The following is a 24,962-nucleotide window of genomic DNA, read 5'->3' on the forward strand; positions in this document are numbered from 1 at the left end:
GGCCTCCGCCAGCGGGGCACGGTGACCGCCGGTAATGTTGATCAGGCCGAGAGTGCACCCATATGTCCGCTGCCCCGAGGAGCGACCATGCTCGATCACGCGTCCGGCCGCATCGACATCGCCCGCCTTCAGGAGACGCTCGACGGACCGTGGGCCGAGGTCCGCCGGGCTCACCGCGACCATCTCGACGAACGGTTCCTGCCGGTCTACGGCGAGACCGGCGACCAGGCGCGCGAGCGGATCACCCGGCTGCTCGGCGAACTCCCGGTCGAGCTGGGCATCGCCGCGGGCTTCCCGGCCGAGTACGGCGGCCGGTCCGACGTGGGCGCCTCGATCGTCGCCACCGAGATGCTGGCGCAGGTCGACCTGTCACTCATGGTGAAGGCCGGCGTGCAGTGGGGCCTGTTCGGCGGCGCGGTCGCCGCGCTCGGCACCAAGCGGCACCACGACGCCTACCTGCGGGACATCGTCTCCGGCCGGATCTTCGGCTGCTTCGCGATGACCGAGACCGGCCACGGCTCGGACGTGCAGCAACTGCGCACCACCTGCGTGTACGACCCGCAGACGCAGACCTTCGACCTGCACACGCCGCACGAGGCGGCCCGCAAGGACTACATCGGCAACGCGGCGCGGGACGGGCGGATGGCCGTGGTCTTCGCCCAGCTCATCAGCGACGGGCGCCGCCACGGGGTGCACGCGTGGCTGGTGCCGATCCGCGACGAGCACGGCAACCCGATGCCCGGCGTGACCATCGGCGACGCCGGACCCAAGGCCGGCCTGCTCGGCGTGGACAACGGGCGGCTCAGCTTCGACCACGTACGGGTGCCGCGGGACATGCTGCTGGACCGGTACGCGCAGGTGGCCGAGGACGGGACGTACTCCAGCCCGATCGAGAACGACTCCCGCCGGTTCTTCACCATGCTCGGCACGCTGGTGCGGGGACGGGTCAGCGTGGGCGGCGCCGCCTCGGCGGCCACCAAGGCGGCACTGGCCATCGCGGTGCGCTACGGCGACATCCGCCGCCAGTTCAGCGACGCCGAGGGTGACCGCGAGGTGCTGCTCAACGACTACCTGGCCCACCAGCGCAAGCTGCTGCCCGCGCTGGCCACCACGTACGCGCTGCACTTCGCCCAGACCGAGCTGGTCGCCGCGCTCGACGAGATCCAGGGTGGCGACGGGCCGGTCGACGAGCACCGGCAGCGGGAGCTGGAGTCCCGGGCCGCCGGGCTCAAGGCGGCGCAGACCTGGCATGCCACGCGCACCATCCAGATGTGCCGGGAGGCGTGTGGCGGGGCCGGCTACCTGTCGGAGAACCGGCTGCCCAGCCTCAAGGCCGACACCGACGTGTTCACCACGTTCGAGGGCGACAACACGGTCCTGCTCCAACTGGTCGCCAAGGGCATGCTGACCGGCTACCGGGACGAGTTCGGCTCCCTGGACGGCTGGGGGCGCGCCTCGTTCGTGGCCGAGCAGGTACGCGAGATGGTGCTGGAACGCACCGCCGCGCGGGCGCTCATCGCGCGGCTCGTCGGCGCGGTGCCGGGCCGGGACGACGAGGTCGCCGTCACCGACCGGGGCTGGCAGCTCAAGGTGTTCGAGGACCGCGAGGAGCACCTGCTCGACAGCGCGGTACGCCGTCTGCGCGGTGGCGCCTCCACCAAGAAGGACCGTCCGTTCGACATCTTCAACGACGTGCAGGACCACGTCCTCGCCGTCGCCGCCGCGCACGTCGACCGGGTGACCCTGGAGGCGTTCGTCGCCGGCATCGACGCGACCGCCGACCCGGCGGTCAAGGAGCTGCTGTCCCGGGTCTGCGACCTGTACGCGCTGAGCGTCATCGAGGCGAACAAGGGCTGGCTGCTGGAGCACGGCCGGCTCACCCCGGCCCGGTCGAAGGCGATCACCGGCGTGGTGAACGGGCTGCTCAAGGAGCTGCGCCCGTACATGCGCACGCTGGTGGACGGCTTCGCCATCCCGGATGCGTGGCTGCACGCCGCGATCCTGCGCGAGGAGCCGGCACGGCAGGAGACGATGGCCGCCCACGACGCCACGGGCGACCCGCAGGCGGTCGCCGCGTAGCCGGCCGGCGCCACGGCCCCGGCCGCGGACCGGTAGCCGATCCGGCGGCAGACATCGACCGACGTGCATTGACACATTTCGTTACGGCGGTGATAGTAACTGCAAAGCTCCCGCCGGTCCCTCCGCTGGGACGCATCGCGGCGGCGCCACACCGACGTGGCCGGCACACCGCCACCACCACCGTCCAGGGAGCGCCGTCGACGACGTCCCCTGGAGGACGCATGAGAAGACGAACGAAGATCTACGCGGGACTGGCCGCCGCCCTCGTCCCGCTCGCCTCCGTGGTCGTGGCGCTCGGCGCCACACCCGCCGGCGCCGTGATCGGCGGCTCGGGGCCCTACCCCGCCGACTACGAGACCTCGTCGAGCCTGCCCAGCCACACCATCTTCCGGCCCCAGACGCTCCCGTCCGAGCGCCTTCCCGTCCTGGTGTGGGGCAACGGCGCGTGCTCGGCCAACGGCCTGTCGCAGGGCACCTTCCTGCGCGAGATCGCCTCCCACGGTTTCCTCGCCATCGCCAACGGCGCGCCGAACGGCTCCGGCTCCACGAACGCCCAGATGCTCACCCAGTCCATCGACTGGGCGGTGGCGGAGAACTCCCGGTCGGGGAGCAAGTACTACAACCGGATCGACACCACGAAGATCGCCGTGGCCGGGTTCTCCTGCGGCGGCCTGGAGGCGTACGCGGTCTCGAACGATCCGCGCGTCACCACCACCGGCATCTTCAGCAGCGGCCTGCTCAACGACGCCGACGACTACCAGCTGCGGCGACTCACCAAGCCGATCGCGTACTTCGTCGGCGGGCCGAGCGACATCGCCTACCCGAACGCGATGGACGACTGGGGCAAGCTGCCGGCCGGGCTGCCCGCCTTCATGGGCAACCTGGACGTCGGGCACGGCGGCACGTACGACCAGCCCAACGGCGGCGAGTTCGGCCGGGTCGCGGTGCTCTATCTCAAGTGGCGCCTGAAGGGCGACGTCAGCGCCGGCGCCACCTTCGTCGGCCCCGACTGCGGTCTGTGCCGCACCCAGTGGAGCGTCCAGCAGAAGAACCTGACGCTCGACGGCCCGCCGCCCACCACTCCCCCGCCCACGACCCCGCCGCCGCCCACCACGCCGCCGCCGGGCGGGGCCTCCTGCACCGCCGTCTACGCCGTCCAGGACCAGTGGAACGGCGGCTTCGTCGCAGGCGTGACGGTGACCGCGGGGAGCACCGCGCTGACCGGCTGGCGCGTCACGCTCACGCTGCCCGGCGGCGCCGCGATCAGCTCACTGTGGAACGGCGTGCCCAGCGGCACCAGCGGCACCGTCACCGTGGCGAACCAGAGCTACAACGGACGGCTCGGCGCGGGGCAGAGCACCACCTTCGGATTCCAGGGCACCGGGACCGGCGGGGGCGCCACCGCCACCTGCACCGGTAGCTGAACCATCTCGGCGGGGCCGGCGCCGGACGCCGGCCCCGCCGAGTGAGTATCGTCTCGCCGGGACGCCCGGCCCCTGCCCGGTCCGTCGTGGACGGTCCGGACCGGCCTCGGAGAGACTGCCTGCTCGCGCGACCGGCGGCGGCCGGAGACGAACGGTACGTGCACCGGAAAGCCCTGCGCCGTAAGCTTTTCGGCCATCCACATGAAGTTGACATGGTAGATGGTTGGGCTAGGGTTCCGCCGAACGGTTGTCACCGAGGCAGGTATCCGGTCACCACGAGGACGGCATGACGGCACAGTGCAGTGGCTTCGACATCCGCTTGCTGGGCAGTCTCCGGATCACGTTCGCCGGGCGGGAACTGCCGCTGCGCTCGGCCCAGCGCCGGGCCGTCTTCAGCGCGCTGGCGCTCACCCCGGAACGGGGCCTGTCCCGGGACGAGCTGATCTCCGCCGTCTGGGGTGACCATCCGCCGGCCAGCGCGACCGGCAACCTCTACACGTACGTCTCCGCCCTGCGCCGCATGCTCGAACCGGACCGCGACAGGTGGTCCTCCGGCCGGGTGCTCACCTCCGAGGGCGGCAGCTACCGGCTGCACGTCGACGCCGACGCCGTCGACGTCCACCGCTTCGAGCGGTTGCGCGAACGCAGCCGCGCACCCCGCGCCGCGGGGGACACGACGGGCGAACTGGCAGCGCTGGACGCCGCGCTGGCGCAGTGGCGGGGCGACGAGGCGCTCGTCGGCGTACCGGGACCGCGGGCGGCCGGCCACCGGATCCGGCTCGGCGAGCTGTACCTGACCACTGTGGAGCGCCAGGCCGAACTGATGCTGGGCCTCGGACGCGGCGCCGAGGTCGTCGACCGGCTGCTCACGCTCGTCGACCGCCACCCGGCCCGGGAGAGCCTGTACGCGGTGGCGATGCGGGCGCTGGCCGCGCAGGGCCGTACCGCCGAGGCGCTCGCGCTCTACGCCACGCTACGCGACCGGCTGGTCGAGGAGGCGGGCACCGAACCCGCCGCGGCCGTCCGGCAGATCCACGACCAGCTGTCCGGCGCCACCGCGGCCCCGGTACGCGGCCCGGGACCGGTCCCGGCCCGGCACCCCGGCTTCCGGGGCCGTTCCGCCGCGCTGGCCCGGCTGCGCGCGGCGGTCACCGGCCTCGCCGGCGGACGCGGCGGCAGCATGTGGATCAGCGGCGAGGCGGGCATCGGCAAGTCAGCGCTGCTGGCCGAGGGGCTCAGCGGCGCGGCGCCGCTCGGCGTCCAGGTCGGCTGGGCCGTCGGCGACGAACTGGCGTACCGGATGCCGTTGAGCATCGTGCTGGAGTGCCTGTCCCTGGGCAACGACGCGGACGGCCTGCCCGCCTCGCTGCACGCCTGCACCGGTGGGGCGCCACCGACCATGACCGTCATCGACACGGTCCAGCGGTTCGTGGTCGCGCGGTGCGCCGAACGGCCGCTGCTGCTGGTCCTGGACGACCTCCAGTGGGCCGACGACATGTCGCTGCTGGTCTGGCACGCGCTGCACAAGCTCACCACCCGGCTGCCGCTGCTGCTCGTCTCCGCCGCCCGCCCGGTCCCGGCCGGATACGAGGTACGGCTCCTGCGCCGGGTGCTGCCCCGCGACGGCACCACGGTCGTCGACCTCGGCCCGCTCGACGACGACACCGCGACCGGCCTGGTCCGCGCCTGGTCCCGTCCACCCGGCCCGGACCCCGGCACCGTGCGCTCGTTCGTCGCGGCGGCCGCCGGGAACCCGTACTACCTGCGGCATCTCGTCCTCGCCGACCGCGACGGCCGGACCGCCGACACACCCGGACCGGAACTGACCGACGCGGTCTCCCGGCACCTGCAACCACTCGCCGACGACACCCGCCAGTTGCTGCGGGCGATCGCGTTCCTCGGCAACAACTACCTGGTGGCCGACCTGGCCGCGGTCACCGGCAAGTCGGCGCCGGAACTCGTACCCGCGGTGGAGGAGGCGCTGGCCGCCGGAATCCTCGTCGAGGACGGACGCCGCTTGCGGTTCCGGCATCCGGTCATCCGCCGCGTCCTGCGCGGCGCGATCCCCACCGCGCTGCGGGTGCTGATGCACAGGCAGTTCGCCCAGCGGCTCGCCGAGGCCGGCGGCGACCTCGGCCGGGTCGCGGGCCAGCTGCTGGCCGGGCCGGTGCCGGTCGACGCCTGGGTACAGGAGTGGCTGACCGCGCACGCCGCGCAGCTGGGCGCCGCCGCACCCGCGCCCGCGATCGCGGTGCTGCGCCACGCCGTCGCCTCGCCCGGCCTGTCCGCGTCGTCCCGCGAGCTGCTCACCGCGGAACTGGCCCGGGTGCTGCACCGCTGCGGCCTGCCCGCCGGCCCCGAGGCGACCTGGGTGTCGGCGCACACCGGGGACGCCGCCACGCGCGCCGAGATGTACCGGATCGCCGGCCCGGACGGGCCCTCGGCGAACGTCGGCCCGGCGGTCGTCGGGCAGCGGTGAGGAGACTGCGCATCACCGTTCTGGGCCCGGTACGCGCCTGGAACGGCGAGGTCGAGATCGACCTCGGACCGGCCCGGCGGCGGGCCCTGTTCGCGATGCTGGCCGCGAACGCCAACCGCCCGGTCACCCGCGCCGAACTGATCCGGGCGTTGTGGGGCGAGTCGGCGCCGAGCGCCGCGGCGGGCAACATCTACACCTACGTCTCCGGTCTGCGGCGCGCCCTGGGCCCGGCCGGTGGGCTGCTGCGTTCCGGGCGGGCCGGATACACGCTGCGCCTCGAACCGGGCGCGCTGGACGCCGACCGGTTCGAGACGCTGTGCGAGGCGGCCGGGGCGCAGGCCGGCGCCGGGCGGCCCGGACCGGCGGTCGCCCTGCTCGACGAGGCGCTCGCGCTCTGGCGGGGTGAGGCGTACGCGAACGTCACCGGACTCTTCGCCGACCTCGACCGGCACCGCCTGGCCGAACTGCGGATCGCCGCGGCGGAGCGGCGGGCCCGGCTGGTCCTGGCCGGCGGCGGCGACGACACGCTGATCGCCGACCTGACCGCACTGGTCCGCGACCATCCCCTGCACGAGCCGTTCCACGAGCTGCTGATGCGCGCGCTGCACCGGGCCGGCCGGGGCACCGAGGCGCTGGACGTCTTCCACGCGGCGCGCCGGGTGCTCGCGGACGAACTCGGCGTCGAGCCCGGCCCGGCGCTGCGCGAGCTACAGGGCCGCATCCTCGCCGAGCCGGCACCGCCCGTACCGGTGGCACCGGCGGCGGTGGCGGCGGTGGCGGCGCCGGCCGTACCGCGACGGGGACGCCTGGTCGGACGCGACGCCGAACTGGCGCTGCTGCGCGACCTGCTGGACGCGGTGGGCGAGGGCCGCAGCGCGATCGTGTGGATCGAGGGCGAGCCGGGCATCGGCAAGTCCGCGCTGCTCGACGCGGCGCTGCACGAGGCGCGGGCCCGGGGCCACCGGGTCGCGCGCGGCAGCGCCGAGGAACTCAGCAGCCGCATCCCGCTGCACGTGATGCGGCGGGCGCTGCGCCTGGAGGACGCGCCGCACGACGAACCGGCCTCCGCCGTCGACCGGGTGCTCGACCACGTCCGCGGGCTCACCGCGACGGGCCCGCTGGTGCTGGCCGTCGACCACCTCCAGTGGGCCGACGACGTGAGCCTGCTGGCCTGGGAGCGGCTGGCCGCGCTGACCCGGTGGCTGCCGCTGCTGCTCGTCGCGACCGCACGGCCCGAGCCGGGCCGCCGCGACCTGGCCCGGGTACGGCGGGGCGTGAGCACCCGCGACGGGCACCTGATCCGGCTCACCCCCCTGCCCCCGTCGGACATCGAGCAGATCTTCGGCCGGACGGTGGGCGTGCCGCCCGGCGCCACGCTGCGGTCGCTGGCGCCGCTGGCCGCCGGCAATCCGCTGTACGCCCGGGAACTGGTCAGCGGCCTCGTCGCCGAGGACGGGGTACGCGTCGTCGACGGGCTCGCCGAGGTCGACGCGCGGGCCGACGAGATGCCGCGCGCGCTGCTGGACACCGTGCGGGCCAGCCTCGACCACCTCTCCCCCGGTGCCCGGGAGTCGTTGCGTTACGCCGCCCTGCTCGGCGACGAGTTCGCCGTCGCCGAGGTCGCGGCGGTCACCGGTCGGTCGCCGTTCGACCTGATGGCCGAGCTGGAGGAGGCGGTCGCCGCCGACGTCCTCGTGGACGCGGGCAGCGAACTGGCGTTCCGGCAACCGGTGCTGCGGCGGGCGCTCGCCGGCAGCATCCCCGCCGCGCTGCGGCCGACGCTGCACCGGCATGCGGCACAGGCGCTCGCGGACGACGGCGGCGCCGTCACCCGGGTCGCCGACCACCTGCTCGCCGGGCCGCCCGAGGTGGACGAGTGGCTGGTGGACTGGCTGGTCACGAACGGCGCCGAGCTGTCCCGGCGCGCCCCGGAGGCGGCCCGCGAGCTGGTACGCCGGGCCCTGGCGGGTCGCCGGCTGCCGCCGCCGCAGCGGGCTGCGCTCGCCGCCCTGCGCGACGGTCTCGACCGGTAGCGCCTCAGCGCAGCCCCGGTACGCCCACGAACCGGCGGGCGGCGGCCGCCGGGACCGGCGTACCCGGGCCGGTGCGGCGCGCCAGGTGCTGGCGCAGGGCGGCCAGGGCGAGGGCGTCGAAGCGTACCCGCCCATCCACCGGCGGCTCCTCCACCGCCAGTTCCCGCACCAGCAGCCGGGCGGGGGCGCCGGCCTCCGGCTCCTGCACCTGGAGCACCGTGAACGCCGTACCGGGGAGGAACAGGACCCGGGCCGGCACGCCGTCGGCGGTCTCGAACGCCGCAGTGCGCCGCGCGGTGGCCGACCAGATCAGCACCTCGACCGTGCCCGGCAGGCCGGCGGGCGGCTCGGCGAGCGCGTTTGTGAACCCCCAGTCGGTGAGCACCCGGCGCTGCGCGATCCGCCGCAGGTCCGCGGCGGTCAGCTCGGCGCCGGCGTACGCGACGCCCCGGTGCACCGGCAACCGGCGTACGCCCGCCGACACGCACCTGGCGAACGGCACGTGACCGCCGGGCTCGGCGGACCGCAGCGCCTGGTCGAGGCCGTCGCCGGCAGCCGAGAGGTAGAGGCGGACGGCTGTCGCGTACTCCACCGCGTCGGCGCCGCCCGCGAGCGCCGGATGCGCGGCGAGCACGTCCGCCACGCCGGCGGCGACGTCGGCGATCTCCCGGCGGAACGCCCGCCGGAACCAGGTCCGCTCCTCGTCCAGGTCGGGGCCGGGGCGTACGCCCCGCGCGTCGTCGCCGGGGGTGCGCTGGAAGCGGACGGGCGCCGGCGCGGGACGGTGCACCGGCAGCGTCATCGTCGGGCTGGTCGCCCAGCCCGCACCGCCGCCGGCCACCGGCCCGGCCACGTCCCGCGCCGCCGCATCCGGCGCCCTCGCGTCCGGCGCCCTCGCGTCCGGCCCGATGCCGTCGCGGCCGGCGACGCCCGGCCCGGCCACGTGAAGCCCGGAGCCGTCCGGCAGGGTCGTGTCCGGCGGGACGGCGGGACCGGCGGCTGCGGGAACGGCCGCGGCCACCGCTTCGGCCGACGGCGCGGGCGGGCCCGCCACGGCGACGGGCACCGGCTCCGGGACGGGTGCCGGCACCGACGGCGCGGGAGGCAGTCCGGCGGCGTGACCCGTCGTGTGCCGGTACGTCCCGGCCTCGATCCCCCGGGCCGAGAGCCCCGGGCGACCCGGCGCCACGAGCGAGGACGGCTGCACCGCCGCCCGCTGGCGGGTCGCCGGGTCCAGCCGCGCCGCCAGGTCACCGGCCAGTTCCCGGTGGCGGTCCGCCACGGCCGGCGCCGGGTCGTCCACGACGAGCCGGACGCGGTCCGGGTCCATCGGCACGGCGCGGATCCGGTCGGCGTGCCGGGGTGGCTCCGGGCCGCGCAGCCAGAGGCCGGACGGGATCACCTCGACCACCGCGTCGTGGGCGTACTGGTAGACGCGCGGGCCGACCGGCTCGCCGAGTTCCGGCGGCTCTCGGTGACGCAGGATGCGCGGCGTCACCGCCTTCGCCCCCAGCGTCTCCCGGGGGCGGTAGGCCAGTTCCTCGGCGAAGACCTGCCAGCCGGGCCGCCCGTCGGCGTCGACGGTGAACAGGGCGGGGCCGTCCGGACGGCCGGTGGGCACGCCGGTGAAGACCCGCACCGGGCAGCGCAGCAGGTCGGCCAGCGCCTGCCCGAACGGCTCACCGTCGGGCAGCGCGACCGGGCCGTACTGGACGAAGCGGGCGTGCTCGCGCCCCTCCGGCGCCAGGCCACGCCAGAACCGGGCGATGTCGTCCAGGCGCAGCGGCGCCGTCCCGGGGCAGCCCACCAGGACCGGCATGGCGTCCGGCAGGCACGGCATCGTCGAGGTGAGGTGGCTTCCGTGTACGGCGACGGCGGCCTCGTCGCGGCTCTCCCGGAGCCAGACGCCGCCGGGCAGCGGCTCGGCGGCGCAGGTCGAACTGATCGTCAGGTGGTCGACTGCGGCGCCGTCCCAGGCCGGTACGGGATAGCGCTTCGACTGCCAGACCGGCGTGTGGCCGCGCCGGTAGCAGACCCAGCCGCCGAGATCCGTCGCGTGCACGAACAGCAGTCCCGCCGCGCCCGGGATCATCCGTCCGAACGGGGCGATCACCGGCCGGCCCAGCCGGTCGGCGAGCCACTGGCCGGCGAGCGCCCCGGTCTCCGGGCGGGCGCCGCAGACCACGAGCCGGATGCCCCGGCGCAGGCGCTGCCGGCGCAGCTCGGTCGCGACCGTGTCCCAGATGTCGAACGGCAGCTCGTGTTGCAGGTCCAGGATCACGATGTCGTTGTCGGGATCCCGGTCCACCGACAGCGCGACCGTACGGGCCTCCGTGCTGATCCGCTCGCTGGCGTGCAGCACCAGGGCGTTGCCGACGGTGTGGCGCGTGATCACCTCAGATCATGCCGGAGCGCAGGGCGTAGGCCACCGCGTGCGAGCGGTTGCGCAGCTTCAGCCGGTGGTTGAGGCCGTAGATGACGTTCTTCACCGTGCGTTCGGAGTAGCGCAGTTCGTCGGCGATCTCGTTGGTGTCGAAGCCCTCGGCCATCAGCCGCAGCACGTCGATCTCGCGCGCGGTCAGGCCGGAGGCGTTGAGCCCGTTGGGGTTGAGCACGTCGCGCTGGAGCCGTTCGATGTGCTTGAGCAGCTCGCCCACCAGGTTCGGGGGCAGCACGCCGCCGCCGGAGGCGGCCGCCCGGACGCTGTGCACGAGGCGTTCGGCGGTGACCGCCGCCCGTGGCAGGACCGCTACGACCCGGCACTCCACGGCGGTCAGCAGTTCCTGTTCGCTGACCTCGGTGGTGATCAGGACGACCGGGGCGCCGATCTCGGTCGCCGCGAGGCGCAGCATCGCGATCACGTCGGTGGTGAGCCGCTCCGCGGCGACGACGAGGACCTGCGCCCGCGTCCGGTCCGCGCTGTCCAGCAGCGTGATGTCGGAGCGCGACCGGAGGTGGGCGGTCAGACCGGTGTGGGTCAGCGGGTCGGGCGCGTGCACAAAGACGGCAACTTGCTCCACAGCCATCTCCATCACTGTCAGTAGGGGCTGACAGTCTCATGGAGAGTCCTTCAGGAAATCTCCACACTTCCTTTCCGGAGGGCGCCGAGCCGTGAAGATCTACCCATAACTACTGGTCAGACTTTTTTCAGTCAGTGAAGATTGATTTCGACGGGGCCCATCTTCTCCGTCGCGAGCTTCCCGGCGTTCGCGGCAGCGGCCTGGATCGCCTCCATGATCGCCGTCTGCAACGACGCTGCGTCACGCTGCTCGTACACCCTCGGGTCGACCCGGACGGCCTGGACCTTGCCGAGGCCGCTGGCCATGACCACGACCGTGGCGTCCTGGGAGCGGCCGGTGACGATCGCCCGCTCCAGCTCCGCCTGCGCGTTGCGCATCTGGTCCTCCAGGCGCTGCGCATTCTCCATGAACTCCTGGAACGAGGGGGGAACGGGCTTGGACTCGGGCTGCATGCCGGGCCTTTCTGTGGGTGACGGTCGGGTGGTCAGCCGACGGCGGCCAGGCCGCCGAGCCGCTCGCCGGCCGCCGGGCCGGGCGCGGCCAGGTCGGCGAGCGCGAGGGTACGGGAGCCGGTGCGCCGGGTCAGCGCGAGCGAGAACTGGTGGGCGGCGTGGACGGTGCGCTCGGGCAGCCGGCCGGCCAGCTGCGTCAGCGCGGCCCGGACGTCGTCGGGCACCTCGTGGCCCCGGCGCACCAGGTGCCGCAACACGATCGAGGCCAGCTCGTCGGTGCTGAACTCCGGCACCGACCACTGCTGGCCGAACACCTCGTTCGCCGCCGGCACCGCGGCCCGCAAGCTCGCCAGGGCCGCCTCCTCGCCGGTCAGCACCACCACCGGATCACCGAGCCGGGAGCGCATCCGGCCCACGAGCGCCTCGGCGATCTCCGGCGCGACGCCGGAGCCGTCGTCGACGTAGTCGAGCTGGAGCACGCCACCGGCCGCGTCGTCGAGGACCGCGTCCACCAGGCTGCCGGCCTGGCCGGGCCACTGCGGTGCCAGCTCCCGGCTCGTGCTCACCCGCACCAGCTGGCCGACCGGCACCAGGCCCAGCTCCGACAGGCATGCGGCGTACAGCCGGGCGTACTCGCTGCGGCCGCTGCCGGCCCGGCCACCGAGCAGCACGTTGCCGGTGCGGCCGGGGCCGCGCCGGCGGTTGCGTCCCTCGCAGAGCTGCAGCAGCGTCTGCCCGGCCGCCTCCTTGACCCGCTGCCCGCCGACCAGGCCGCAGATCCGCTTCCAGCTGCGGGACGCGTTTATGGCGCCGGTCGGGTCGGTCGCCGCGTCGGGCTGCTCGCCCTGCTCGACCGGCAGGTCCTCCAGCAGCGCCAGCTCGGGTTCGACGTCGGCGGCGGTGAGCCGGTTGAGTTCGTTGTCCTTCGTGGGCGGCGTGGTCGCCAGGCGAGACGCCTGGTTGTTGATCAGCGCCTCGAACAGCTTGCGGGCCACCCGGCCGTTGCCGAACGTGGCGTTCTTCGGCACCCGGGTGAAGTACGCGGTGAGCGCCTCCACCGCGTCGTCGGTCAGCTCGTAGTAGTGCTTGCTGACCAGGTTCGAGGTGATGGTGACCAGTTCCTCGACGGAGTAGTTCGGGAACTCGATGGTGCGGGTGAACCGCGACGCCATACCGGGGTTGGAGGCGAGGAACTGCTCCATCAGCTCGGAGTAGCCCGCGACGATCACCACCAGCTCGTCGCGGTGGTCCTCCATCATCTTCATCAGCGCGTCGATGGCCTCCTGGCCGAAGTCCGGCCCGGAGCCGCCCGAGCCGCTGGACAGCGTGTACGCCTCGTCGATGAAGAGCACGCCGCCGAGCGCCTTGGTGACCAGCTCGGTCGTCTTGATCGCGGTGGAGCCGATGTACTGGCCCACCAGGTCGGCCCGCGCCGCCTCCACCATGTGGCCCTTGGACAGGATGCCCAGCTCCTTGAGCACCGAGCCGTACAGGCGGGCCACTGTGGTCTTACCGGTGCCGGGCGGGCCGGCGAAGACCAGGTGCCGGCTCATCGGCGGCATCGGCAGCCCCATCTGGAGCCGGACCTGCGACATCTTGATCAGGTTGATCAGCGCGGTGACCTCCTGCTTCACCCCGCGCAGGCCGATCAGCCCGTTCAGCTCGCGAAGCGGCTCGCTCAGCTCGTCCGCGCCGTCCTCCGCCGTACCCCCGTCGCCGGCGACCGGGACCGGCGCGGCGGCCGGCGGGCCGGCGGGGGTGGCCTGCGGGCGGCCCACCGTCAGCGCCTCGGTGGTCACTGTGACGCCGGGCGCGCGGCGGATGTCCTCGGTGCCGCTGTCGCGCACCACGCACCGCGTGAGCGCCACCGGCTCCACGGTGTCCACGCCGATGCCGGCCGCGCCGCTGCCGAGCACCTCCCCGTCGCTCACCGACCCCCGGGAGCCCGCCTCGAAGACGATCCCGTCGGCCCGGGCGTCCCGCACCCGGGTCTGCGTCACGGTCGCCGATCCGATGACCCGCAGGCCGTCACGGGCCGCGCCGACGACCTCGCTGTCCCCGAGCTGGAGGGCGCCCTCGGCCAGCGCGCCGGAACCGCGCAGCAGGGCCGCGCGCAGCGTCAGGTCGGCGCCGGCGCCCACCCGGACGCAGACCGCGCCGGTGCCGGTGAGGCGGGCCTCGTGGACGACGCCGCGCGCCGGGCCGGTCAGCGTGAGCGCCGTCGCCTCGCCCGCGTCCACCACCAGGTCGGTGCCCTCCAGCGAGGCACCGTCCTGGACCAGCACCCCGCCGCCGGTGGTGATCTCGGCGCGTAGCCGCTGGAGCACGACAGCCGACTCACCGGCGAGCACGGCGACGTTGTCGCGCGTACCCCGCACGGTCAGCCCGAGGAACCGGGGCGCGCCGCCGTTGACGGCGATGCCCACCGGCGCGTCCTCGACGGTGCAGTCGGTGAAGGTCGGCCGGCCGCCCCCGAGCACCTGCACCGCGGTGTGCCCGGCGCCGCCGAACGTGCAGTTCCGGAACTCCGGCGACGCGCCCTCGGCGATGTGCGCCGACTGCACCGCGGCGCCGGTGAACGTCGAGTCGCTGATCTGCACGTCCGCCTCGCCCCGGACGAAGACGTCGACGTTGCCGCTGCCGGTGACGGACAGGCCGCGGATGCGGGCCCGGGCCCGCTGCTCGACCACGAGGGCGGGCTTGCCGGCGCCGGTGATCTCGCACTGCTCGACGGTGAGCCGGGCGTCGCCGCCGACGCACACGCTGTTCGCGCCGGCCGTCCGCAGGCGGCACCGGCGCAACGTCAGCGCGCTCTGCTCGCCCGCCACCACGCTGCTCGTGGCGACGTCGTGGACGTCGGTGTCCTCGATCGTGCTCGACCCGGCCGACATCACCACCACGCCCGCGCCGGCCGAGCTGGTCACGTCGCAGCCGCGCAGCGCGACGGTGCCCTGCATCCGGGCCAGCAGCGTCACCCAGGAGGCGCCGCTGACCCGGCAGTCGTCGAGCGCCACCTCGCCCGCGTACACGTCGACCGCCGCCAGCGTCGTGTCGGCGCTGCTGAGCGTGATGCCGCGCAGCTGGGCGCCCTCACCGCGGACGACCAGGACGCTGCCCTCCTCCACGTGCACCTCGACGGTGCCGGGCTGGGCCGCGCTGATCGTCACCCGGTCACCGACCACGAGCTTCTCGACGTACCGGCCGGGATGGACGTCGATGGTGGCGCCGGGCTCGGCCCGGGACAGCGCGGAGCCGATCGTCGGATAGGACCCCGGCTTCCGGTCGCCCACCACAAGAACCTGCCGACTCACCGCGTCATCCCTTCCGGTCCAGCCCGGGCAGCACCCGCAGGCGCCCACGGGCCGCCGCGCCGATGCGTACCCGGGGCTCGGCCGTGGCCCAGCGGTCCACGCTGCGCCGCAGCGACGTGATCGCCAGTTCGTCCAGCGACACCCGGTTGGAGTCGACCCGGCCGGTGTCGTCGATCTCGTTGGCGCCGATCTCCCGCAGCATGACCGCGCCGCGCTCGCCCGCCGAGGGCCGGCGCAGGTCCAGCACCTTGAAGTTCGTGCCGGGCAGGAACAGCACCCGGTCCTCGACGTGCTCGTCCCCCTCCGGTTCCAGCAGGCTGGTCCGGCGGGCGGTCATCGACCAGATCAGCACGTCGGTGTCGCCGTCCTCGGACGCGCACGGCTGGGTCAGCGCGTTGACGAAACTCCAGTCGGTGACCAGCCGCCGGTCCTGGTAGAGCGCCCACTCCCCGTCGGTCGGCGACAGCCGGTAGACGGTGGTGCCCCGGAACGACGGCATCCGGGAGACCCCGGCGACCACGCACCGCGCGAACGGCACGTGCGGTCCCTTACGACCGGAGCGCAGACCGGCGTCGACGCCCGGTCCCCGGCCGGTCAGGTAGAGCCGCAACGCGACCGTGTCGGCGAGCACGTCCTCCGTGGACACGCCGGAACCCTGCATGCCCGGGTGCTCGGACATGATCCGGGACACCGAGCTGGCCATCACGTCGAACTCGCGGCTGAGCGTGCGGCGCAGCCAGGCACGCTCGTCGGCGAGCCCCTTCCTCTCCGAGAGCAGGGCACCGGCGCCGGCCGAGGGCACCGGCTGCACGCGCGCCTCGACGGCCACCTCCGACGGTTCGGCGGTCTCCGACGGTCCGGTGTTCCCCGAAGACGGCTCGGAGGCGTCCGACGGCTCGGCGGGTGCGGCGGGTTCGGCGGTCCGCGCGGCCTCGACGGTCCGCGCGGGCGCGGTCACCGGCGACGGACCGGCTCCGGCGGGCGGGCCGGACGGCAGGTCGACCCCGACGACCGGCATCGACGGCGGGGCCGCGACCGGCGCCGCCGGCCCGGCCGCCACCGGCGGGGCCGCGAGCGCATGGCCGAACCCGGCGGGCATGGTCGGCGGTGCCGGCTCGCCGAAGCCCGCCGGCATGGTGGGGGGCGCGGGGTACGCGTCCCGCCCGGTGTCCTCGACGGATGCCGCCGAGGGCCCGTTCCCGGAGTCGGCGGCGACCACCGGCTCACCGGTGGCGACCGGCGGCGTCGGCGCGGACACCACCGGCGGCGCTGCCGGCAGTGGCACCGCGGGTGGAGGCGGCAGCTCGGACACGACCGGCACCGTGGGCGGCTCGGGGAGCTCGGACGCGGTCGGCGCGGTGGGCGGCGCCGGCAGCGTCGCCACGACCGGCGGCGGGGGCAGCTCGGCGACGACCGGAGGCGGTGCCGGGAGCGGCACCGCGGGCGGATCCGGGAGCGCCGACACGAACGGTATCGCGGGCGGCTCCGGCAGTTCCGGGATGACCGGCGCGACGCCCGGCGGCGGTGCGGGCGCGGCCGGAAGCGGCACCGCCGGAGGTGCGGCCGGCTGCTCCCGGTCGGCGGGGACGGCCGGGACCGGGGCGGGAACGGCGACCACCACGTTGTCCGCCGCGGGCGGGGCGACAGGCGCGGGCGGGGCGGCCTCCACGTACGCGTGCACCGGCGCGGTCGTGCCCACCGCCCGCGTCTCGGCTTCCAGGTCGATGACCACCTCGGCCCGGCTGGCCGGTTTCGCGCCGGGCACCAGCACCGACGCCGGCATCAGCGCGCGGCTCGTACCCGCCATGCCGTCGACGCGTGCGGCCAGGTCGAGCGCCAGCTCCCGCATCCGGTGGGCGGTGGAGTGGACGGTGTCGTCGAATACCAACGTGCCACTGCCCGCGTCGAGCATCGCGGACCGGACCTGCTCGGCGTTCCTCGGCTCGACTGTGGAACGTACCCAGAGACCGGTCTGCACCACCTCGACCACGGCGCCGGGTGCGAACCAGTAGACCCGGGGCGCGACCTCCTCGGCGCCGGGCAGCGGCGGGCGGTGGCTGAGCACGGCGGGCCGGCGGGCCCGCGAGTTGGGGTGCGCCCGGGGCGTGTAGGACAGTTCGAGCGCGTACGGTGCCCAGCCGAACGCGCCGTCCGGCAGCACGGTGCGGATCTCGTACCGGTGGGGGCTGCCGATCGGTACGCCGGTGTAGCAGGTGACGTCGGTGTTCAGCAGGTCGGCGAGCGCCTGGCCGAACGCCTCGCCCTCGGGCATGCGGACCTCGCCGAACTGCACGAAGCGCACCCGCTGCCGGTTCTCCTCGTCGAGTCCGCGCCAGAAGCGCACCACGTCGTCGAGCGACAGCGGCGGCGTGCCGGGGCAGCCCAGCAGCACGGTCATGGTCTCGGCCTGGCAGGGCACGTACGCGGTGAGCCGTTGCCGTTGCGGGTCGACCACCTGCGGGTCGCGGTTGCTGTGGATCCAGACCCCGGCGGGGATCGGCTCGATCTCGGCGGTGGCGCTGGACGGCCGGGTGTCGACCGCGGCCCGGTCCCATCGCGGCGTCGGGTAGCGCTTGGCGTCCCAGGCGGGCGGACGGCCGGGCCGGAACCGCACCCAGCCGCTGCCCGGGGCGGAGTGGACGAACAGCGTCCCGGCGGAGCCGCGTACCAGGTCGCCGTCCGGGGCGATGACGGTGCGGTTGAGGCGTTCGGAGAGCCACTGACCGGCCATCGCGGCGGAGTTGCCGGGCCGGCCGCAGGCGATGAGCCGGATGCCCCGGCGGCGGCGCGGCAGCACCCCGGCCATCGACTCCCACGCGCTGATCGGCATGCCGTCGCCGAGGTCGAGCACGACCACGTCGTTCTCCGCGTCCTCGATCATGGACAGCGCCAGCGACTGGGCCTCCGGGCTGATGGCGTCGTCGGCGTGCACCACCAGGGCGTTGCCGACGGTGTGCTGGACGACGCCCTCGGGGCGGTCCTTGCCGCCGCCGAACAGTTCCCGGAACCGGGTTGCCATGATCGACCTACCCCACTTCTGCGGCCGCGAGGGCCCTCATGCTCAGCGCCGGGCCCTGCGGCACCAGCGCGAGCAGTTCTCTCGGGAAGGGAACGTTCACGACCCGGTCGAGTCTGAGCGCCCGTACCGCGTCCTGGTCGCCGATCGGGTACGCCTTTCCGTCGTCCGCGATGTACGTGGGCAGGGGTTGCGCCGCACCGGAGCCGACCGGAGCCGGGAGTGCCGCCATGCCGCTGCCGGGCGCGGTGAGCACCGTCGCGCGGCCGTCGGGGCGGACACCGGAGCGGGCCAGCGGGGCGAGTACGGCGGTGCTGTCGAACCGCGTCCCGTCGACCGCGCTCTGGCGCAGGCACAGCGCGTACGGGCCGGGTTCCTGCGGGGTGAGGCCGGTCAGGTCGGGCAGGCGGGTGAGCAACGACCGGTCGGCCGACATCCGGGCCGCGGCGAGGTCGGCGGCGCTCAGCTCCACCGGCTCCTCCCCCGAGGTGGCGGTGGCGAGCAGGAACTCGGTCCGGCTCAGCGGCGCGAGGCCGTCGCGGCGCAGCACCAGCAACTGTTCCGCGCCGGTGTCGGGCCGCTGCCGGAACAGCGTGCCGATCGGGTACGTCCGGTCGCCGACCCGCCCGGAGCGGCCCGCGCCGGGGATCGTGGCCGGGGCCAGGTCCGGCCCGTCGGGCAGGAAGTCGAGCCAGTCCTGCGGGGCGGGCACCTTGCGGGTGGTGGTGGCGCCGAGCGCGACGAGCACCGCCGGGTCGGCGACCCGGTGCCTGCGGCCGGCGGTCACCAGGTAGGTGGGTCCGTCGGCGGCGCGGACGACGGCGAAGCGGTCGGCCGGCAGCGCGACGGCCTCGGCGCGCGGGTCGAGGTTGAGGCCGAGCCGGTCGCCGGGTTCGTCGGTGACCGAGCCGGGCAGGCAGGCCAGCCAGGGGCCGGCGACCATCTGCCCGGTGGCGACCGACTGCGGTGCGCCGTCGATGCCGATCGACGGTCCACGCGGCACGTCCTTGATCGACTCCTTGGAGATGAGCTTCACGGTGGCGCCGCTGCCCTGGATCAGCATGGCCGAGGTCAGGTTCGGCGTCGGGCGCAGCACGCCGTCGAGGTAGACGTACCGGTTGCCGCTCTCCTTCTCCACCAGGATCACGCCGCTGCGGGTGTACGCCTTGCTGCCGCCCGGGACGATCCATCCGTAGACGGCGAAACCGGCCACGACCAGGACGCTGATGAGCACGCCGAAGGCCAGGCCGGTGACGGCACGCTGGCCGGGAATCTCCGCCGTGGACGGGTCGCCCTGCACGAGGGCGGAACTCAGCCGGCCCATCATGAACTGGTGGGCGTGGACGTGGTCGCGCTGGGTCTGCACGGCCGGCTACCCGAAGAGTCCGCGGGCCCAGGCGTAGAGCCCCAGCACCTGGGCGAGCACCGGCAGCACGGCCAGGCCGGTGGCGACGTCCAGCCCGCCGGCGGTGTACTCCCAGAACGGCAGCATGCGTCGCGGCCACGGCCGCAGCGCGGCCATCACCAGCGGCACCAGGAGGGCGACGAGCCCGCCGAGCAGGACGTACCGGCCGGTCGGGGCGAGCTTGTCGGAGAACATCAGGGCCACCATGAGGTAGCCGACGGTACCGGCCGCGACCAGGGCGATCCGCTGCCAGAACCCGAAGAAGGTACGCGAGCGCAACAGGATTGCACTCGATGTCACCAGCACGAGCGTCCACCCGGACCAGCCCGGCGCCCGCATGGTGTGGTGCATCAGCACCGGCAGGACCAGCGCGGACGCGGTCATGCAGGCGGTCAGGTACGTGTCCGCCTCGTCGGCGCGCGACTTGACCAGGTCGGAGTCCTCCGGCTCGATGTCGTACGACATGTCGGCGCCGGTCTTCGGTAGCTGCGGTCCGCGCAGCCGGGCGAGCTTCACCGCCGCCCGGGGTGCGATCACGATCAGCACCAGGATCACCGACACCGCCACCGCGGACACCTGCGGCGCGGTGAGCGCGAAGCCGTCACCGGCCAGCAGGACGAGCGCCACCATCGCGGCGGTCAGCGCGACGATCAGCAGCGGGGCGAACGGCATGACCGGTGTGACGGTCCGCTGCGCGATCAGCAGGAACGCGGCCACCCCGACGACCGCGACGGCGGCGGCCAGCCCGGCGGTGGCGGTCCAGGCCACGCCGTCCGGGTCACCGTCGACGGCGCTGGACGCGGCCACCGCCGCGAAGAACGCCGCGCCGCCGCCGAACAGCAGCGGGAACGCGCCGTCGGTCTGCTGGCGGGCGCTGACGATCGCCGCGGTGAACAGCCCGGCCGCGAGCACCGCGCCGGCGACCACCTGGGGCAGCACCGGGCCCCGGTCCACGAGCACGGCGGCGATCAGGCCCATCGCCACCAGGGAGAGCACCAGGAACAGCACCCGGCGGTACTCCGGCTGCCACCTGTCGGCCCGCCTGTTGACCACTGTGGCGACGCCCTCGGCCAGGTCGTCGAAGTCGAGTTCGGGCAGCGGATCCTGCGCCGGGCGCAGGTGCAGTTCCTCGCCCTCCAGCCAGTCCAGGCTCTCCGGCGTGCCGGACAGCTCGAACGGCGCCTGGCCGAGGCGTTGCAGCACCCACGACTCGTCGGGCACCTCACCGTCGGGCACCCGGGCCAGGTCGGTGGTGTGCCGCACCAGCAGCGGCATCAGGTTCGCCACCGGCATCCGGGCCGGTACGGCCAGATCGGCCCGGCGCGCCGGGCCGATCACCGTGATCCGGCACAGTTGGTCGTTCAGCGCTGCGGTCACCAGCGAGCCTCTCTCATCGGGCCGTGTCCGACACGAAACCGGTCTGCATCAGGCGTACGCCGCGCCGGGTGACGAGCTGGGCGCGTCCGGGCGGCAGTTGGCGGGGCTTCGCCTCGCCGAGGAACTTGCCCTCCTCCTTGGGGTAGGAGAAGAGCGTCGCGGGCGTGCCCAGCTCCCACATCCGCCGGATCACCGGGTCCATCAGGGCCCGCATCGCGCCGGAGGTGCTGCGCGCGACGATCACGTGCAGGCCGATGTAGGCGCCCTGGGCCAGCAACGGCAGGAGCGGGTCGAGCGTCGAGCCCATCCCGGTGCTCTTCGTCATCAGGTCGTAGTCGTCGACGATGACGAACAGCTCCGGGCCCTCCCACCAGTCGCGCTTGCGCATCCGCTCGGACGAGACGTCGGCCCCGGGCATCCGCCGGTTCATCGACACCGACGCCTGGCCGGCCAGCTCGTGCATCTTGTCGCCGGTGAACGCGAAGCCCACCTGGTACGCGGCGCTGATCGCGGTGTCCAGGTCGCGGCGCGAGTCGCCGAGCACGACCTTCGCCCGCTCCGGCGGGTAGTGCTGCTGGATGGACCGCAGGACGAGCCGGAGCATGTTGGTCTTGCCGGTCTCGCTGTCACCGAGGACCAGCATGTGCGGGGTGGCCATGAAGTCGTGCCAGACCGGGGCGAGACGCTGCTCGTCCTGACCGATGACGAACTTGAAGTCGGACTCGGGCGGCGGCAGCGTCTCGGCCATCAGGTGCGCCGGGAGCATCCGTACCGGCGGGGCGGCCGGGCCGGGCCAGAACGTGCCGATCTCCTCGACCACCGACTTGGTCGCCTCGGCCAGGTCGCCCACCTCGGAGCTGCCGTCCATCCGGGGCAGCGCGGCCAGGAAGTGCAGCGCGCCGCCGGTGAGGCCGCGGCCGACCTGGTTGGGCACGGTGGCCGCCTTGCGGGAGCCGTGCTCGGACTCCATCGCGTCGCCGAGCCGCAGCTCCAGCTTGGTGCCGAGCAGATCCCGCATCCAGGTACGCAGCTCCGACCAGCGGGTCGCGGTGACGATCACGTGCACGCCGAAGGACAGGCCGCGCGAGGCGAGTTCCTGGAACTTCTGCTCCAGCTCCTGGAAGTCCTGCTTCATCGTGTACCAGCCGTCGATGACCAGGAAGACGTGCCCGAAGCCGTCCTCGATCACCCCCTCGGCGACCTTGGCCAGGTAGGTGGACATGGAGTCGAGGCCGTGCCGCGCGAACTCGGCCTCGCGCCTCTCCATGACCTGGAGGACCTCCTCGACCGTCCGGACGACGCGGTCGCGTTCCATCCGGGTGGCGATCGAGCCGACGTGCGGCAGGCCGGCGATCGAGGCGAGGCCGCCGCCGAAGTCGAGGCCGTAGAACTGCACCTCGCGCGGCGTGTTCGCCAGCGACAGCGCCAGGATCAGGCTGCGCAGCAGCGTCGACTTGCCGCTCTGCGGGGCGCCCGCGATGCCGACGTGGCCGTCGGCGCCGTTCAGGTCGACCACCAGCAGTTCGCGCAGCTGCTCGGCGGGCCGGTCCACCACACCCACCGGCACCCGCAGGCCACCCTGGACGGCCGGATCGTCGATGGTCATGCCGCGGACCGGGTCGGGCAGCACGCTCGGCATGAGCGAGTCCAGGCTGGGCGCGCTGGACAGCGGCGGCAGCCAGACCTGGCGGGCCGGCGGACCCGAGCCGGCGAGCCGGTCCAGCAGCACCTCGACCAGGCTGGGCCCGTTCGCGTCGGCGGCGGGCTCCTCGACCTGCTCGGCCGGGCGTTCCGGCCCGGGGTCGTGGCGCACCGCGACCTGCCGGGTGGTGAACGGCACCACGTCCGCGGTGGGCTCGTCCCCGGCGTCCGCGACGCCGTCGCGGCGTCCACTTCCGGTGTACGCGCCGGAGACGTACGCCGCTTTGAAGCGCACCAGGTTGGTGGTGTCCACCTTCAGGTAGCCGTTGCCGGGCTCGGGCGGCAGCTCGTACGCCGCGCCCACGCCGATCACCGACCGTGACTCCATCGAGGAGAACGTGCGCAGCGCCAGCCGGTACGACAGGTGTCCCTCGACCCGGTTGATCCGGCCCTCGTCCAGCCGCTGCGAGGCGAGCAGCAGGTGCACGCCGAGCGACCGGCCGAGCCGGCCGATGGACACGAACAGGTCCATGAACTCGCTCTTGCTGGACAGCAGCTCGCTGAACTCGTCCACGATGATCAGCAGCACCGGGAACGGCACGAGCTGGGCGCCGTTGCCACGCGCCTTCTCGTAGTCGAACAGCGAGGCGTAGCCGCTGGCCCGCAGCATCTCCTGCCGCCGGGTCATCTCGCCGTTGAGCGCGTCCTGCATCCGGTCGACGAGCGGCAGCTCGTCGGCCAGGTTGGTGATCACCGCCGAGGTGTGCGGCAGCTTGTCCATGCCGAGGAAGGTGGCACCGCCCTTGAAGTCGACGAGCACCAGGTTGAGGATCTCCGAGCTGTGCGTCGCGGCCAGGCCGCAGACGAGGGTACGCAGCAGCTCCGACTTGCCCGAGCCGGTGGCGCCGATGAGCAGGCCGTGCGGGCCCATGCCGCCCTGCGCGGACTCCTTCAGGTCCAGCTCGATGACCTCGCCCTCCTCGGTGACGCCGATCGGCACCATGAGGCGGTTGCGCTGCGGCGTCCGGGTCCGCCACAGGGCCTGCACGTCGAAGGTCATCGCGTCGCGGATGCCTAGTAGCGTGGTCAGCTCGAAGCTGGTGTCCAGCGGCTCGTCGGAGACCTCGAGGGTGCCGCTGGTCCGCTTCGGCGCGATGATGCGGGCGAGCGCCTCGCACTGGGTCCGGTCCAGGCCGTCCCGCTTGGCCGAACCGGTCGTGGCACCGGCCGGGAACTCCACGACGTCGTCGGTGACCGTCAGCCGCAGCACCTTCGGGCCGCCGGGCATCGCGCCGGTCAGGTCGAGCAGCACCACGTTGCGGATGCCCGCGCCGAGCAGACGGGAGCTGTCCGGCAGGTCCACCAGGTGCGCGACGATCACCAGGAACGGCTCGCTGGTGGTCGGCTTGACGGCCCGGTCGTGGTCGCCCCGGTCGGTGATCTCCGGGCCGAGCATGTCCATCAGCGCGTCGTGGCTGCCGGCGAACATCCGCACCGGCCCGGCCGCGTCGTACGCGGTGGGGTGGGCGTTGTGCGGCAGCCACTTGACCCATTCCCACGGGCCCCGGTGCACCTCGGCGGCGAGCACCGCGATCCGCAGTTCGTCCGGGGCGTGGAAGGTGGCGAGCTGCGCGACCATGGCGCGGGCCAGGTCGATCGCCGGGTCGATCGCGCCCTCGAACTCGACGCTGGTGAAGCTCGGCAGGCCGACGGAGGTGGGGATGCCGGACACCGTCCGGTACGCCTCGGAGAACCGGCGCAGCGAGATCGACGACAGCGGTTCGAGGTCCTCGATCGGCTTGGTGGACGGCGGGTTGAACGTCAGCATCGCGGTCTGCCGGCCGAGACCGATACGCACCCGGCCGAAGTCGTCGTGGCTGGGCCGGCGCTCCCACAGCCGGCTGCCCATCGCGATCGACCACAGCCAGCCCGGCTGCGGGTTGTTCCACAGCACGTGCCGGCGCTGCTGGTCGGCCGCCTCACGGGCCTGCTTGCGCAACTGCCCGATGTAGCGGAGGAAGTCGCGCCGCTCGCCGCGCATCTTGCGCTTGCGCTCGGCGGCCGCGCGGCCGATCTGCATGACGCCCATGAGCAGCATGCCGCCGGCCATCGCGCCGCCCATCACGTACATGATCGGGGTGCGGTTGTAGAGGCCGAACATGGCGAGCATCGCGCCCATGCCGAGGCCCATCGGCACGACCATCGCGAACGAGCGGAAGTCGAGCGGGGCCTCCTCCGCCATCAGCGGCGGCTCCTGGAGCTCGATCGAGCCTTCCGGTGCCTCGGGGCCCGGCGCGCGGGGCGGGCGCTTGACGGTGACCGTACTCATCCGAGCGTCCCCGCGTCGGCGCCGTCGCCGCCCCAGACGGTGCGCTCCTGGCGCAGCAGCTTCACCGCGTAGCGGTCGTTGCGGTAGCGCTCGGCCACCTTGACGTCGTCGTCCTCCTCGGCCTGGCGCTTCTTCTCCTTCTTCGCCCGCTCCTCCTCGTCCCTGCGGCGTCGCTCCTGCTCGGCCCAGAACGCCTCGGCTCGGGCGGCAGCCGCCTTCTCCTCGTCGGCGAGCGACGCCGTGAACTCGGCGTCGCTGACGCCGGGCTCACCGCACCGGGGCATCTTCTCCAGGTCGGCGCTGAAGAAGTCGAGCGTGCCGTCGGACGGCCGGGGCGCCTTCACGGGCGCGACCCGCCGCCACACGGCGCGCGGGGGCTGCGGTGTCTCCGACATG

Annotated in this window: 13 protein-coding genes; 4 read left to right on the forward strand and 9 right to left on the reverse strand. The window is 74.0% G+C overall.

Translation table 11 applies throughout. The features are described from left to right. Nucleotides 1–87: 87 nt before the first annotated feature. The 4 genes from NMK34_RS19065 to NMK34_RS19080 all read left to right on the forward strand — a co-directional run bounded on the left by NMK34_RS19065 (nucleotide 88) and on the right by NMK34_RS19080 (nucleotide 8,015). Nucleotides 88–2,079, forward strand: coding sequence for an acyl-CoA dehydrogenase (locus tag NMK34_RS19065; protein ID WP_318334583.1), 1,992 nt, complete (start codon nucleotides 88–90; stop codon nucleotides 2,077–2,079). 221 nt (nucleotides 2,080–2,300) lie between these two features. Then, nucleotides 2,301–3,503, forward strand: coding sequence for a cellulose binding domain-containing protein (locus tag NMK34_RS19070; protein WP_318334584.1), 1,203 nt, complete (start codon nucleotides 2,301–2,303; stop codon nucleotides 3,501–3,503). A 286-nt stretch (nucleotides 3,504–3,789) separates the two neighbouring features. Beyond that, complete coding sequence (locus NMK34_RS19075) at nucleotides 3,790–5,982, forward strand: BTAD domain-containing putative transcriptional regulator (protein ID WP_318334585.1); 2,193 nt, start codon at nucleotides 3,790–3,792, stop codon at nucleotides 5,980–5,982. Continuing rightward, nucleotides 5,979–8,015, forward strand: coding sequence for a BREX system ATP-binding domain-containing protein (locus tag NMK34_RS19080; protein WP_318334586.1), 2,037 nt, complete (start codon nucleotides 5,979–5,981; stop codon nucleotides 8,013–8,015). The genes NMK34_RS19075 and NMK34_RS19080 overlap by 4 nt, the downstream gene beginning before the upstream one ends. Before the next feature lie 4 nt (nucleotides 8,016–8,019). On the opposite strand, the gene NMK34_RS19085 is transcribed toward NMK34_RS19080, so the two are convergent. The 9 genes from NMK34_RS19085 to NMK34_RS19125 form a co-directional block, all read right to left on the reverse strand. After that, nucleotides 8,020–10,410: a hypothetical protein gene (locus NMK34_RS19085; RefSeq protein WP_318334587.1), complete on the reverse strand. Its 2,391-nt coding sequence runs from the start codon at nucleotides 10,408–10,410 to the stop codon at nucleotides 8,020–8,022. Between the two features lies 1 nt (nucleotide 10,411). After that, nucleotides 10,412–11,047: a helix-turn-helix transcriptional regulator gene (locus NMK34_RS19090; protein ID WP_194802792.1), complete on the reverse strand. Its 636-nt coding sequence runs from the start codon at nucleotides 11,045–11,047 to the stop codon at nucleotides 10,412–10,414. 119 nt (nucleotides 11,048–11,166) lie between these two features. After that, nucleotides 11,167–11,487 carry a YbaB/EbfC family nucleoid-associated protein gene (locus NMK34_RS19095; RefSeq protein WP_318334588.1) on the reverse strand — a complete coding sequence of 107 codons (321 nt, stop codon included), beginning with the start codon at nucleotides 11,485–11,487 and terminating at the stop codon, nucleotides 11,167–11,169. 32 nt (nucleotides 11,488–11,519) lie between these two features. Continuing rightward, on the reverse strand, nucleotides 11,520–14,798 hold the full coding sequence (locus tag NMK34_RS19100) for a right-handed parallel beta-helix repeat-containing protein (RefSeq protein ID WP_318334589.1): 3,279 nt from the start codon (nucleotides 14,796–14,798) through the stop codon (nucleotides 11,520–11,522). 4 nt (nucleotides 14,799–14,802) lie between these two features. After that, a complete protein-coding gene (locus tag NMK34_RS19105; protein ID WP_318334590.1) occupies nucleotides 14,803–17,817 on the reverse strand; it encodes a hypothetical protein in 3,015 nt (1,004 codons plus the stop codon). A 7-nt stretch (nucleotides 17,818–17,824) separates the two neighbouring features. Beyond that, nucleotides 17,825–19,180, reverse strand: a complete 1,356-nt coding sequence (gene eccB / locus NMK34_RS19110) for a type VII secretion protein EccB (RefSeq protein WP_318334591.1) — start codon at nucleotides 19,178–19,180, stop codon at nucleotides 17,825–17,827. Between the two features lie 6 nt (nucleotides 19,181–19,186). Further along, the gene (eccD, locus tag NMK34_RS19115; protein ID WP_318334592.1) at nucleotides 19,187–20,596 is read right to left on the reverse strand and encodes a type VII secretion integral membrane protein EccD; all 1,410 of its coding nucleotides are present in this window, start codon (nucleotides 20,594–20,596) and stop codon (nucleotides 19,187–19,189) included. A 13-nt stretch (nucleotides 20,597–20,609) separates the two neighbouring features. Further along, nucleotides 20,610–24,566, reverse strand: a complete 3,957-nt coding sequence (gene eccCa / locus NMK34_RS19120) for a type VII secretion protein EccCa (protein ID WP_318334593.1) — start codon at nucleotides 24,564–24,566, stop codon at nucleotides 20,610–20,612. Continuing rightward, complete coding sequence (locus tag NMK34_RS19125) at nucleotides 24,563–24,961, reverse strand: hypothetical protein (protein WP_318334594.1); 399 nt, start codon at nucleotides 24,959–24,961, stop codon at nucleotides 24,563–24,565. Before NMK34_RS19125 ends, eccCa begins: the two co-directional genes overlap by 4 nt. Between the last annotated feature and the right edge of the window lies 1 nt (nucleotide 24,962).

The organism is Micromonospora sp. BRA006-A (assembly GCF_033433935.1).
Classification (GTDB): domain Bacteria; phylum Actinomycetota; class Actinomycetes; order Mycobacteriales; family Micromonosporaceae; genus Micromonospora; species Micromonospora aurantiaca.